Origin of the sequence: Leptolyngbya sp. AN02str (assembly GCF_050565595.1) — a bacterium.
Lineage (GTDB): Bacteria > Cyanobacteriota > Cyanobacteriia > Elainellales > Elainellaceae > Kaiparowitsia.
This window is the reverse complement of sequence record NZ_JBNXVR010000002.1, coordinates 62,967-77,643: the sequence shown is the minus strand read 5'-3', so window position 1 is coordinate 77,643 and position 14,677 is coordinate 62,967. Positions and strand designations below refer to the sequence as shown.

Sequence of the window (14,677 nt, the reverse complement as noted above, 5' to 3'; positions counted from 1 at the left end):
CAAGTGAATTTGTGTTGGAGATTGGATGCTTCGTGCCCAATTCTCAACACAAATGCGTCAGTTTTGAATGAGTTGCGTTGCGTTAATCAATTGCTATTGGCCTATGGCATTCCCAATGGATGACGAATTTTGGATCGAGACCCGTGATGTTGTGCAGCGCTATGCTCGCCCATCGGATGCCATGCTTGCGCCCAACGAATTTTTGGAGGTGTTTCCTCAGGTTTATTCTTACAACGTAACAACGGTGTTGCCCGCTCAGCATTTTGCGATCGCGATCCTGCACAAGCGGATGCTGCACGATGTGGAGCCCACAGTCATTTGGCAGATTGTGCAACGGTTTCAGCCGATATTTGCGAACTCGGTGTTTGCCATCTATGCCCAGTGGCAGGAGCCTGTCATTCCCACTCCAGAACCAGATCTGTTTCAAGCGGTGTTGGATCATGTGGCGGCGATCGCCCCCTTGTGCCAACCGCTCGCTTCAACCGTAGCCTGCGTCATCACCACCTACAACCGACCCCACAGTTTGGCGCGATCGCTCCCGCAAATTGCTGCCTTGGGCGCACCCGTCGTGGTGATTGACGACGGCTCCTCACCAGACCATCGGCGGCACAATCGCGAGATTGCCGAGGCGCATCAAGCCGTGTTGCTGGCACTGCCTCAAAATCGAGGTCTCCCAACTGCCATCAATACTGGCATTGGCTATTGGCTCGCCGACCCCAGCATTGAGTGGATTTCCTACTTTCAAGATGATGTGGATGTGCATCCCGAGTTGCTGCGGGTGCTGGCTCAGGTGCAAGATCCCATCGCGCGGCCCATTCTGACCGGGCGCGACGCGGCTGAGCATCGCACCTACAGGCGGGCGACGATTGGTGAGTATTCTGTGTTGCTGAAGCGCTCCATGCCGGGGGTGCATCTCCATGCGCATCGGGACTATTGGCGTGGGGTGTTGCCCATTCCTACGCCGTATCTGGGTGCGCCCAAAGCGGTTGGTCGCAAGCATGGCCAAGGAGCCGATGAGGACTGGTGGATTACGGCTTGGTCGCCTCAGTCCATTACCAAGCAAGGCAAATTTTTGGTGTGTGTGCCCGATTTGGTGCGGACGTTTGATGCGGCGGGTGCGGCCTCGACTTGGCAGAATGTCGGGGCTGGTAATGGCGATCGCCCCCTGACGATTCTCTCCTCATCTCCGTCCGCCCATACCCCGTTAGAAAAAATCGCGGCATCGCCTCCCAGCTTTGCGGCCAAGCTCCAGGGGCTGCGGGTATTGGTGGATGGCTACAACCTCCAACTTCCCGAGGGAACGGGCATCAAAACCTACAGTGCGACATTGGTGCACGCGTTGCAGCTGATGGGGGCACAGGTGGAGGTGCTGTTGGGGCGCAATGGCAATCGGCGCGATCGCCTCCTCGATGAAGTGATGTTCTTCGACAAGCAGTTTTCCAAAGAATTGAGTCCTGGAATGGCGATCGGCGTGCTGAAGGGATTGCTGAAATCTTATTTAGGGCCGCTGAATCGACCGTGGCGGCGCGATCGCCTGGGTGCGTTGGTGCTGAAAGAAGGTGTGTTTGGGGCAGATTTCATCCGCTATGCTCAATCCTTTAACCTGCCCCGCTGCTACGAAATTGCGAACCTTTCCTTTAGCTGGTTTAACCGCATTACCGATGTGTCTTTGTCGGAACCCATGGATGTGTGGCATGTCACGCATCCGCTACCAATGCGAATTCGCAACGTTCCCAAAATCACGACCATCCACGATCTCATTCCGCTGCGCTTGCCTTACACCACCCGAGATAACAAAAAGGTGTTTTACGGCAATGTTCGCCATGCCCTGCGTGACTCTCACGCCATCATCACCGTGTCGGAGCATACCAAGCGCGACTTGCTCACTTTCTTTGATGCCGATCCCGATCGCATTCACGTGACCTACCAACCAATTGCTTTTGGGCCGGCGGAAACCGATGCGATCGCCCTTCGCCACACGCTTGCCCGATATCGCCTGATAGAACAGCAGTATTGGCTATTTGTCGGGGCGATCGAGCCCAAGAAAAATGTGGGTCGGTTGCTAGAAGCCTATGCCGCCCTAGATACCGACATGCCTCTGGTTCTGGTCGGTAAAAAAGCCTGGGACTGGGAGCGGGAACTCAGCCGCATAAACGACATGCCACCCCACCATTCGGCCAAATGGTTGGATTACATTCCCAGTCACGATTTGAAGGCACTGTACCAGGGAGCTTTTGCGCTGGTGTTTCCCTCGCTGTACGAAGGATTTGGCCTGCCGCCTGTGGAAGCCATGACCTTGGGGTGTCCGGTCATTACCTCGGCGGTATCGTGCCTGCCAGAAATTTGTGGTGATGCAGCTCTCTATGTGAATCCCTATGATGCTAATGATATTCGCAACAAGATGGAGCAACTGATGGGCGATCGCACCCGACGGCAGCAGCTCATCGACCGGGGCACGCAGCAAGCACAACGTTACCAGATGGCCCAATACCAGGCGCGGCTATACTCTGCCTACACCCAGGCGCTCTCTCGCTGATCCAGGCAAACAGGCTACAGTATAAGCACAAAGGGTCGCATCGCTCCATTCCTTATCCGTCGTCACTAGCCTGTAACTTCATGCCTTCCTCTCCTGGCTCTATGTTGGCCATGCTGGCGCAGGTAGACCGCAAAGGCGATCTTACTCAGCAGGTCAAATCCCTAACCTCTGGCCAATTTGGCGATTTGCTGGTGCAAATTACCCACGAGTTTGAGCAAAGCCGTCGCGCGATCGATTTGCTCAATAACCAGTCGCTGGAAATTGTGCTGGAGCAAATTTTAGAAGCCTTTACCCTCAAAATTGGGCAAGTGCTCCAGGCTGATCGCACCACAATTTTTTTAGTAGATGAAGACAAAGAACAGCTGTGGTCTAAGGTGGCTCAGGGCGACAGCGACCATCGCATGGATCTGCGAATTCCGCTGAGTGCGGGTATTGCTGGATATGTGGCGACCACAGGCACCGGCCTCAATATTGCCGATGCCTACCATCACCCCATGTTCAACCCTGAGGTGGATCAGCAAACGGGCTACCAAACCCACACGATTTTGTGTATGCCCATTTTCGATACGCAGCGGCGCGTGGTGGCTGTGGCGCAGTTGCTCAACAAGTCGGGCAATGTGCCTTTTAGCAACCACGACGAATGCCAATTTGAGGAATTTGCCGCATCGCTGGGGGTCATTCTCGAAAGCTGTAATGCGTTTTACGTGGCGGCGCGGCATCAGCGCGGTGCAGTGGCCTTGCTCAATGCCACAACCGTATTGGCCAAAAGTTTGGATCTGGAGCGTACCCTTCGAGCGGTGATGGATGAGGCCCGACAACTGATGCAGGCCGATCGCAGCACAATTTTTTTACTCGATCGCGATCGCAATGAATTGTGGTCCAAGGTTGCCACTGCCGATGGCTCCAAGCTGGTAGAGATCCGGATTCCTGCCAATCGCGGCGTGGCTGGATTTGTGGCGTCCACCGGTCAAAGCCTCAACATTGCCAATGCGTACGAAGATCCACGCTTCGATCCCTCTGCTGATCAGCTGACGGGCTATCAAACTCACACCATTCTGTGCATGCCCGTGTTCAATTCTGAGGGAAAACTGATTGGCGTGACGCAGCTCATCAATAAGCTTCAGGGTACCTTCAACACTTCCGACGAAGAATTCATGCAGGCGTTCAATATTCAGGCGGGCATTGCGCTGGAAAATGCCCAGCTCTTTGAACGGGTGCTGCTGGAGCGCCAGTATCAAAAGGACATTTTGCAAAGCTTATCGGATGCGGTCATTTCGACAGATATGGAAGGTCGCATCGTCACGATTAACGAAGCGGCGCTCGCACTGCTGGGCTGCCCAACCAAGCGCGAAGAGGGTTTTCAGCAGGAGCTGTGGCTCAAGCATTTGATTGGGCGGTTTGTCTGGGAAATTGCTCCCATCGAAAACCTCAAGTTTCGGCTGGAGGATAGCTTAAAAACGGGCGCACGCCATTATGTACCGGAGCAAAGCCTGGTTGTCGGCACTTACGAAATGAAATCGTTAGTCGAAAACGAACAGTGTCAGGCTGGATTGAGCCATGTATTAGCGGTGCGATCGCCCACTCATCCCAACGAATACTTGGCCTGGAACCAAGACCCCGCTTCTTCTGTGCTTGCCCACGTCTCCGATTCATCCCAACCTCTGTTGCCTGCTGCCTCAGCCCCACCATTCGAGATAGGGCTTCCCAGTCCCCTTCCTGCCTCGGATATCCACGAAATCGAGCGCAGTATCAATCTCACAATTAATCCTCTAACCAATCCCGAAGGCAAGGTCAAGGGTGGCTTAGTGGTGCTGGAAGACATTAGCCAAGAGAAGCGGATGAAAGCCACCATGTACCGCTACATGACTCCGGGAGTTGCGGAGCGAGTGATGGCCCTAGGGGAAGATGCCCTCATGGTGGGCGAGCGTAAAGACGTGACTATCCTGTTTTCCGATATTCGTGGTTACACCAGCCTGACAGAGCATATGGAAGCGGCAGATGTGGTGGCGCTGCTGAATAATTACTTCGAGACGATGGTGGAGGCGGTGTTCAATTATGAAGGCACGCTGGATAAGTTTATTGGCGATGCGCTGATGGCGGTATTTGGCGCTCCCTTACCTTTGCACAACCATGCGGCCATGGCGGTTCAGTCGGCGTTGGATATGCGGCGGCGATTGGCAGAATTTAACGAGCATCGTCGCATTTCAAATCAGCCGACAATTCGGATTGGTATTGGCATTAGCTCAGGCGAGGTGGTATCTGGCAATATTGGCTCTCAAAAGCGCATGGATTACACCGTGATCGGCAACGGGGTCGATATTAGCTCTCGTTTGGAGGGGGTGACGAAGGAATACGGGTGCGACATTATTTTGAGTGAGTTTACCTACGGGCTTTGCCGCGAACAGGTATGGGTACGAGAACTCGATCGCATTCAGGTTAAAGGAAAAACGCAGCCAGTGGATATTTATGAACTATTGGGCGATCGCACCCATCCCCTACCTGACCCAATGCAAGAATTTTTGCACCTGTACCAACAAGGCCGCCACGCCTACAAACACCAACGATTTCAGGATGCCATTCGTTGCTTTGAGCAGGCAAGGCGAATCAAAGAGGGCGATCGTGCCGTGTTGGTGCATCTAGAACGGGCGCATGCCTACCTCCTTACACCACCGCCGCCAAATTGGGATGGTGTCCACATTATGCAGACCAAATAACGAGCGATCGAATTGTTAAAAAAAAGGGAACTAACAGGTAGCTCCCCTTCCTTTACTGACCTAAAGCATCGTTTACCAAAGTTAGGCTCAACGTCATGCCCTTAGCAGTCGTAGTACAGCGCAAACTCGTAGGGATGCGGACGTAGACGCATGGGGTTTACTTCGTTGTCGAGCTTGTAATTGATCCAGTTGGCAATAAAGTCTTCAGTGAAGACGCCAGTGGTTGTCAAGAACTCATGATCCTTCTCCAGGCTGCTCAACGCATCTTCCAGCGAGCCGGGGGTCGAAGGAATCTTCGCCAACTCTTCAGGGCTGAGGTCGTAGATGTCCACATCCAACGGGGAACCCGGATCAATTTGGTTCTTGATCCCGTCGATACCTGCGCACAGCATCGCTGCAAACGCCAAGTAAGGGTTGGAGGTTGCATCGGGACAACGGAACTCAAGACGCTTGGCCTTGGGGTTGCTACCCGACAAGGGAATCCGCACGGAAGCTGAGCGGTTACCCTGCGAGTAAGCCAAGTTTACAGGAGCCTCGAAACCAGGCACCAAGCGCTTGTAGGAGTTGGTAGTGGGGTTGGTGAAAGCCAGCAGCGCAGGGGCATGCTTCAAAATACCACCGATGTACCACAGCGCCATTTGGCTCAAGCCGGCGTACTGATCGCCGGCAAACAACGGCTGCCCATCCTTCCAAATAGACTGGTGGGTGTGCATGCCGGAACCGTTGTCGTTGAAGACGGGCTTAGGCATGAAGGTAATGGTCTTGCCATACTTCATCCCTACGTTCTTAATGCAGTACTTGTAGGTCATCAGCCAGTCGGCTGCTTCAATCAAGGTGCCAAAGCGGAAGCCGAGTTCGCACTGACCGCCCGAAGCCACTTCATGGTGGTGCTTTTCAATGGGCACACCGCACTTAGCCATGGTCAGCAGCATTTCGGTGCGCATGTCTTGCGAGGTGTCGGTGGGGGCTACGGGGAAATAGCCTTCTTTGTAGCGAGGCTTGTAGGCTTTGTTTCCACCGGGCTCTACTTTACCAGTATTCCAGCGACCTTCAATGCTATCAACGTGGTAATAGCCTTCGTGCTCGTTTTGATCAAAACGAACGTCTTCGAAGATGAAGAATTCGGCTTCAGGGCCAAAGAATGCGGTGTCACCAAGGCCGGTAGACTTCAAATACTCAACGGCTTTGGTTGCAATCACGCGAGGGCAGCGAGAATACCACTCTCCGGTGCGGGGCTCTTTAATCTGGCAGATGACGCTCAGAGTGGGCTCTTTCATGAAAGGGTCGATCCAGGCGGTGCTGGCATCGAGAACCATGGACATGTCAGACTCGTTGATAGCCTTCCAACCCCGAATGCTAGACCCATCGAAGGGTACGCCGTCTGTAAAGCTGCTTTCATCAATCTGATCTTGATACACCGTGAGGTGCTGCCAAATACCTGGCATATCGATGAACTTAAGGTCGATCATCTTAATGTCTTGGTCTTTAATCTGACGCAAGACGTCATCGGGGGTCATGGCCATGAATTACTCCTTCGTCCTGAGCAAAATCAATACTAAGTGCTGCCCTACATTGCCCTGAGGAAATCGAACAAATCCTCTCTCAAGCAAGATGGATAGCTGCAGAAGAGTCCTAATTGAATCGAATTAGGAGCTGCTGTACCTGAATCATCCTATGGAGTGAGATGGGTAGATTTTGTATACGAAATCACAAAATGACTTCTTCCGTCAAACCATTTGGATCTTTCAAGGGTGTTTGCTCTGGCAGGAAGGGTAAATGGGCGATTGCCCTGGCGCTGAAATGTAGTGCCCTACTCGATCGCTCAACGGTTGGGGTGGGTCAAGAATGCGGATTTGGGTTTTGGATGTTGCTGAATTCGTGCAGCGGTCGACATAAAACTTAATCTGAAGACAGGTGATATCAGGGGTTTCCGTTCCAAAACCAGCGATTCCTGCGTGATAAACTTGACCTTAATGATTTTAAGAAAAGCCCAATTGAATGTGGAATCAGCGAGTCATGTTGGGATCTTCCCGATGTAACACGTTAGCGATGAACCTGGTCGGTTTGGCAAGATTCTCGCCTGGCTGAGCTAGCACATGATGGGCGAATTCAGGTGACGTTATAAAACGGTCTACTTGCTTAGCGAATTTGAATTTTGGTAGAGATTTGGGAGATTCATGCATGCGGGACGCAGTAACCAGCTTGATTGGTAGCTACGACACAAAGGGCAAATATTTGGATCGGGATGCGATCGACACCCTGAAGTCCTATTTCGATACCGGCATGGCAAGAGTGCAAGCCGCAGGTGTGATTAATAGCGATGCTGCCGCCATCGTGAAGCAAGCAGGCTTGGCGCTGTTTGAAGAGGTACCTGAGTTAATTCGTCCGGGTGGCAACGCTTACACCACTCGTCGATATGCAGCTTGCCTGCGCGATATGGATTACTATCTGCGCTACGCTAGCTATGCGCTTGTGGCCGGAAATATGAATGTGCTGGATGAGCGCGTGTTGCAAGGGCTGCGCGAAACCTACAATTCGTTGGGAGTGCCCGTTGGCCCAACGGTGCGCGGTATTCAAATCATGAAAGACATTGTGAAAGAACGAATCACGGCTGCTGGAATTCCTGATGCCAGCTTTGTGGATGCTCCGTTTGACCACATGTGCCGCGATTTGGCTGAAATCAGCATCTAGTACTAATCCGCATCTAGTACTTCAAAATGGTTGAGTGACAATGCTCATCGATAAAACTTAAAAAAAGAGGCTCCAAAAGGGCCTCTTTTTTTATTGAATGTCTCTCAGGAAATGGCAAACGGGCTGAGCTACTGAGGTGTTGCTGTTGGATGGGGATTGGGCCATTTAAGCTCGGTAAGCTTCGGGTTCATGAATCCACAAACTGTAGCGACCCGTTTGTTTGGTGATGACGGCCCGATCACCCGGCGGAAGTCGCTTGGTAATGTCGATCGCTTCCTCAATCGTCGAGACGCTTTTGAAGAGGCTGTAGAAGAGATTGTTGTAGGCGATCGCCTGAAGCGATTGGTCTAAGTCGGGCACTCGAATTAAGCAGGGAGTATATTGCCCCGGCGATATCAGCAAGTGATACGCAGGCTCGCCAAATTGGGCCAATTCGGTGGCAATGGTGCCCGACGCCATTTGGGCTGCTTGGGCTTGAGCCTCCAATGTCCAAATCGCGTAGCCTTTTGGGATTTGAGTAATGATGGGATGATAGTTGCGCTGAAGTTTGGTGGCGACTTCAATGGCCCGTTGCCGCGTTGCTTCGACTCGAAAGAAGCTGTAGTATTCACCCTGATAGGCGATCGCAGGCGATCGCTCCCCTGTTTCGGGCATATAGATGTGGCAAGGGGTATAGACTTGCCGAGATTCCAAAATCTTGAGAGCGGGATTGTTATGGTTCGAATTCACAAGAGAAGACGGCATAATCTGCAAGGTTGATCACAAGTTAAATATCGACTGGGAACAGGAATGCTGAGAATGGATGAGTCCAATAAGCCTTAACTTCATAGTTCCCTAACTATAGAAACGATATAACAGGCCGGACTGTCTTCTAGTTCTGTTCTACTCTTGGCTTCAGCGAATGCGAGTGGTTCAGAAGTAACGAATTTGGGTTCACAAAAAGCAGGAAAACACCTGTTCGCTGTTGCCAGCGGAGTGAAGCGTGAAGGTGGGCTTGAGGACGGTAAGCCTGCCCTCAAACCTGTTTTCGTCGAAATGGCGATCGCTACCACAAGAAAAAGGTCTGCTACAGTGCGGCAGACCCTTTTGTATTCGTCACATCTTAAGAAAAGCAGTCTAAGATTGACTGCTTTTCGATACGGATTCGGCGTTAAGGAGTGGGAGTGAGCACCTTTTCTTCTTCGATGGTGACTTCTGGGCTGCTAACTTCGGAAGGTGGTACAACTTGCCAAAACTTGGGCAGGTATTCGGCCCAGTTTGCCAAGATGTGCTGAGCCTTCTGGCTGCCGGTTTTTTCAGCATGGGCAGCCAGCAAATCTTTGAGCTGCCGCTCGCCCACAGGACTGACAATGCGCTGAATCTTGACGATTTCGGGATTCACTTTGTCTGAGAAGTTCCCCTCTTCATCCAAGAAATAGCCCAAACCGCCAGTCATGCCCGCTCCTACGTTGCGCCCGGTGCGGCCTAATACAACGACGACACCGCCGGTCATGTACTCGCAGCAGTGATCGCCAACGCCTTCTACAACTGCACGACCAAGGGAATTCCGAACGGCAAACCGTTCGCCTGCTTGGCCATTGGCGAAGAGGCTACCACCTGTTGCTCCGTACAAACAGGTGTTGCCAATAATGACATTTTGCGCCGGATCGTAAGTCACCGCCTTGGACGGCTTGATGATGATTTCGCCACCATTCATGCCCTTACCTACGTAGTCGTTGGCTTCGCCAGTTAACTCTAGGGTGATGCCAGCGAGGTTGAATGCACCAAAGCTTTGGCCAACGCTGCCTTCGAACTGAAGGTTGATGTGCCCAGCAAATCCGTTGTCGCCGTATTGCTTGGCGATCGCCCCAGCAAGACGTGCCCCAACGGTGCGGTCGGTATTGCAAACGCTCACCTGTTTGGTGACAGTGCTTTGTTGGGCGATCGCAGCCTGAATGGCCGGATCGGCCAGCAGTTCATCATCCAATACTGGGCCGTTGCTGTGAACGGTTTCATGGCTTAGCCAAGAGCGATCGGTGCGGGTATTGGGCAGTTTGGTCAAGCAGTCCAAATTCAACGCCTGAGTCTTGGTTAAGCTGACCCCTTCTCGCATTTTTAGGAGATCCGAGCGTCCCACAACCTCTTGCAGAGAGCGGTAGCCCAAACGAGCCAAGAGCGATCGCACTTCTTCCGCCACAAAGTAGAAGAAATTGACCACATGCTCGGGAATGCCCGTAAAGCGCTTGCGCAAATCTTCGCGCTGGCTGGCGACACCGACAGGGCAATTGTTGGTATGGCAGATCCGAGCCATGATGCAGCCTTCGGCAATCATGGCAATGGAGCCAAAGCCAAATTCCTCGGCACCCATGAGGGCACCCATCAGAACATCCCACCCGGTTTTGATACCGCCATCCACTCGCAGCAGGACGCGATCGCGCAGTTGGTTTTCCATCAGCACGCGATGCACCTCAGATAGGCCCAGCTCCCAGGGGCTACCCGCATGCTTAATCGAGCTGAGGGGCGATGCGCCCGTACCGCCGTCATGGCCTGAGATCTGAATGATGTCGGCGTTGGCCTTGGCCACACCAGCGGCGATGGTGCCAATGCCCACTTCCGCCACGAGCTTCACCGATACCTGCGCCGTGGGGTTAATTTGGTGCAGGTCAAAGATCAGCTGCGACAAATCTTCAATGGAGTAAATGTCGTGGTGAGGCGGCGGCGAAATGAGCGTGACTCCCGGCTTGGAGCGGCGCAGCATGGCAATGTAGGGACTGACCTTCTTGCCGGGAAGTTGTCCGCCTTCACCGGGCTTAGCTCCCTGAGCAATCTTAATTTCCAGTTGCTTGGCGCTCATCAGATACTCAGGGGTGACGCCAAAGCGACCCGAGGCAATTTGCTTAATGGCGGAGCTAGCAGTATCGCCATTCTTCAAGCCCTTAAGGTGCGGTAACAGGGAAGATGATCCCTGACCATCCACATCATCTAACACCTTGAAACGAATGGGATCTTCGCCACCTTCACCTGAGTTGGACTTGCCGCCGATCCGGTTCATGGCGATCGCCAAGGTTTCGTGGGCCTCACGGGATAGAGCCCCCAACGACATGCCGCCCGTACAGAACCGCTGCACAATATCGGCAACCGACTCCACCTCTTCCAAGGGAACGGAGGGGCGATCGCTCTCCATATCTAACAAATCCCGCAGAGCGGTAATCGGTCGCTCCGACAGATACTTCTTGTACAACTCGTAGTGGTCATAGCTCTTGGTATCTACCGCTTTGTGCAAATACTTCGCCATTTCGGGGCTGTTCATGTGGTATTCCCCACCGGGCCGATACTGTACAAAGCCAAAGTTTTCCAACTTCTTCAGCGATAGCTCTGGGAAGGCGCGGCTGTGGAAAGACATGACTTCATGAGCCAGGTCGGAGACCGTTAACCCGCCCAAGCGAGATGCCGTTCCCCAAAAGCCGAGTTGCAGTAGATCTGAGCCAATGCCAATCGCCTCAAAAATTTGGGCACCGTGGTAGCTAGACAACAGCGAAATTCCCATCTTGGACAGGATCTTGAGCAGTCCTTTTTCTAGAGCGCTGCGATAGTTTTGCTGCGCTTGAGCCATGTCGATGGCTTCGATTTTGCCCGTTTCAATTTGCTTTTGAGTTTTGGGGCTGTTGTACCAATGGCGGACCGTTTCTAGCGCCAGATAAGGACACACGGCACTGGCACCATAGCCAATTAGGCAAGCAAAATGGTGAGTGCTCCAACATTGGGCGGTGTCTATCACCAGCGATGCGTTCATCCGCAGCCCTTGGCGGATTAGGTGGTGGTGCACTGCTCCAACGGCCAACAGCGGTGGTACGTAGCTTTGAGTGGGGGTGAGCTGTGTGGTGCCGCCTTCAGAGGTGAGGCGATCGCTCAGGATTAGAATATCCGCCCCGTTCCGAACCGCTTCCACAGCGCGATCGCACAAACGGTTGACAGCAGCTTGCAAACCGTCCGGCCCTGCGGAAATGTCGTACAGCGTCGATAACGAAGCGGTGGCAATGTCCGACTGACGAACTGCTTCCAAGTCAGTGTCGCTGAGAACAGGCGACTTCAGGCTGAGCAGACGAGCATACTCCGGCTTTTCGTCGAGCAGGTTGCCCCGACGACCTAACTGCATCGTTAGCGACATCACCAGCTTTTCGCGCAGAGGGTCAATCGCCGGGTTGGTCACCTGGGCAAAGCGCTGCTTGAAGTAGTCGTATAGGATATGTGGCTTTTCGGAGAGGATAGCCAGGGGAATATCGTCACCCATACAGAAGGTGGGTTCGGCTCCCTTCGAGGCCATATCCTCAATGATCATTTCCACATCTTCAGAGGTGTAGCCAAAGGCCACTTGATGCTTCAGAAGTGTGCCGCTGTCGAGCTGAGCCTCTTGCTGTAGGGGCTGTTGGGCTAGTTCAAGCCGATTCTCTTGTAGCCAAACGCCATAGGGCTTGCGGCTGGCAATTTTTTGCTTGATGTCCCAATTTTTGAGAACGGTGCGAGTTCTAAGATCAAAAGCGATCGCTTGACCAGGACCCAAGCGTCCCTTTTCAACAACCTCACTTTCTGCAATGTCAATAACTCCAGCCTCGGATGCTACAACGATGTACCCATCGCGGGTAATCGCGTAGCGGGCAGGGCGCAAACCGTTGCGATCCAGGGAAGCTCCAACCACATTGCCATCACTAAAGACGAGCAGAGCAGGGCCATCCCACGGCTCCTGGATGCCGCTGTAATATTCGTAAAAATCCACGATTTCAGGATGGTCTTTCAGATCAGGCTGATTGCGATACGCTTCTGGCACCATCAGCATCAGCGCTTCCAACGGCTCTCGTCCAGAACGAACCAACAGTTCAAACACGTTGTCTAAGTTGGCAGAGTCGCTGTTCTCGGAACGAACCGTTGGCTTGAGGTCGGCTAAACTGTCTCCCCAATAGGGATGAGAGAGATCGGCTTCCCGAGCCCGCATCCAGTTAATGTTGCCCAAAAGGGTATTGATCTCACCGTTGTGCCCTAGCAAGCGCATGGGCTGAGCCAAAGGCCAGCGAGGCATGGTGTTGGTGCTGAACCGTCGATGGTATACCGCAAAGACGCTTTCGTAGGTAGGCTGTTGCAGATCCAGGTAGAACTCTCCCAACACGGCAGAGCGAACCATGCCCTTGTAGACGATGGTGCGGTTCGAGAATGAGCACACGTAGAAATCATTTGAAGCTAGCTCATGGTTGGCCGACAACGATGCGTCGGCGGCCAGAGCCCGCAACATGCGCTTACGAGCCAAGAAGAGTTGCCGCTCTAGCTCATCGCCAGAGACGGTAGCCTGCACAATAACCTGGGCAATTGTGGGCTGGTTGTCGCGGGCAAGTACTCCCAGCAGTTCGGGCTTCACAGGGACATCTCGCCAAGCCAACACGTTTAAGTTGCACTCGGCCAGCACTCGGTTGACGGTCTCACGGGCGATCGCAGCCGCCGCCTCAGTTTGTGGCAAAAACAGCATCCCAACCCCAATCGTGCTGGTATCGCTGAGGGAAATACTTTGGGTGTTCAACCAAGCGGTGAGAAGCCCCCAAGGAATGGCAGTCATGATTCCAGCGCCATCGCCCGAATCTTGGTCTGCACTACACGCGCCTCGATGCTCCAAACACGCGAGCGCAGAAAGCGCCTTAGCCACCAAGTCGTGGCTGGCCCGTCCTTGCTGGTCAGCAATAAATCCGACTCCACAGGCATCCCGCTCTTCGACTAACCAGCGCTGCCCAGCGTATCCTGCATCCACTGCTTGCTCCATTGGCTTGCTTTGATTCACGCGTGTATCACCCATACGACAACTTTATACTTTGGTCTACTGATTAATGGTGTGCTGTACCGCTCTGCTGTACCGCTCTACTGTGTTTCCCGATTCCTTTGATTTCCCTGACTGGCCTGACAAGACGGTTTGAGCAATGGCAAATTGCCCGGTAGCAGCTGTGGTTTCTTTGTTGAATACCGACTAAGAACCGTACAACTTGTACAACTTAGAGACGACGAACGCTGGCGGTTGCTGGTAATTGCTGCATTGCCTAAGCCTGACGCTACCCACCTAAGGACATTCGCCTGGAATGCTCATTCACTTTAGGATTGGGCTTACGATCCAGATTAATAAATGCATGACTTTTTATGGTGGTACAGTGGTTCGCAACGGCGATGCTGTGTCTTCCACGCTTCAGCAGAAATGGGGTGAATCGCTGGCGCTAGCACCAATCAGCAAAACCTTTACTGCACTCAAATAAAGGAGCTGAACCGGATCCTGCTTAGGTTAAGAAGCTTTCTTCCAAAGAAGAGTCAGAGTCAAGATCATATAGAAAGAGGAGAGCTTATGCAATCCCTCATGGTTTCGGGATAAATGGAGGCAGCGGAAACCGTTTCAGAGAGTTGTAATGCTTCGTATCGCTTTGTTCCCATTTATGGAATGCCGAGTCTATGATTGTGCTCACTGCAAGCAAACAACGGGCGATCGCCTGCACATAACCAAACGTCCCTAAATCATTGATTGAAGATCATTGACTTAGGACTCATGGCTAAATGCAGCAAACCAACCTTGCAGAACAGGGGGCTTAAGATTGGGGTGCATGATTGGAATTTGAAACTGGGTTGAATTCGGAACTAATCAATCCAATGCTGACTCTACTGCCTTAACTGAGTTCTAGCTCGCTGATAGTCGAAGCGTTTGAGGGCTGATTGCTCAGCGTGCTATTTCTGTTCG

6 protein-coding genes are annotated in these 14,677 nt (G+C 52.8%); 3 read left to right on the top strand and 3 right to left on the bottom strand.

Annotated elements, in window-relative coordinates; translation table 11 throughout:
• Positions 1-115: 115 nt before the first annotated feature.
• Together ACQ4M4_RS02100 and ACQ4M4_RS02095 are read left to right on the top strand one after the other, a co-directional pair.
• Entirely contained in the window at positions 116-2,536 is a 2,421-nt protein-coding gene (locus tag ACQ4M4_RS02100) for a glycosyltransferase (RefSeq protein WP_430682792.1), read from the top strand.
• An 80-nt stretch (positions 2,537-2,616) separates the two neighbouring features.
• Entirely contained in the window at positions 2,617-5,250 is a 2,634-nt protein-coding gene (locus tag ACQ4M4_RS02095) for a GAF domain-containing protein (RefSeq protein ID WP_430682791.1), read from the top strand.
• A gap of 101 nt (positions 5,251-5,351) precedes the next feature.
• Here ACQ4M4_RS02095 and glnA read toward each other — a convergent pair whose 3' ends face one another.
• Positions 5,352-6,773 carry a type I glutamate--ammonia ligase gene (gene glnA / locus ACQ4M4_RS02090; protein ID WP_430682790.1) on the bottom strand — a complete coding sequence of 474 codons (1,422 nt, stop codon included), beginning with the start codon at positions 6,771-6,773 and terminating at the stop codon, positions 5,352-5,354.
• Between the two features lie 658 nt (positions 6,774-7,431).
• Between glnA and apcB the strand changes: the two genes are divergently transcribed.
• A complete protein-coding gene (apcB, locus tag ACQ4M4_RS02085; RefSeq protein WP_430682789.1) occupies positions 7,432-7,941 on the top strand; it encodes an allophycocyanin subunit beta in 510 nt (169 codons plus the stop codon).
• Positions 7,942-8,106: 165 nt separating this feature from the next.
• On the opposite strand, the gene ACQ4M4_RS02080 is transcribed toward apcB, so the two are convergent.
• Both ACQ4M4_RS02080 and gltB read right to left on the bottom strand, forming a co-directional pair.
• A complete protein-coding gene (locus tag ACQ4M4_RS02080) occupies positions 8,107-8,685 on the bottom strand; it encodes a hypothetical protein (RefSeq protein ID WP_430682788.1) in 579 nt (192 codons plus the stop codon).
• A 406-nt stretch (positions 8,686-9,091) separates the two neighbouring features.
• A complete protein-coding gene (gene gltB / locus ACQ4M4_RS02075) occupies positions 9,092-13,756 on the bottom strand; it encodes a glutamate synthase large subunit (protein WP_430682787.1) in 4,665 nt (1,554 codons plus the stop codon).
• Positions 13,757-14,677: the final 921 nt, after the last annotated feature.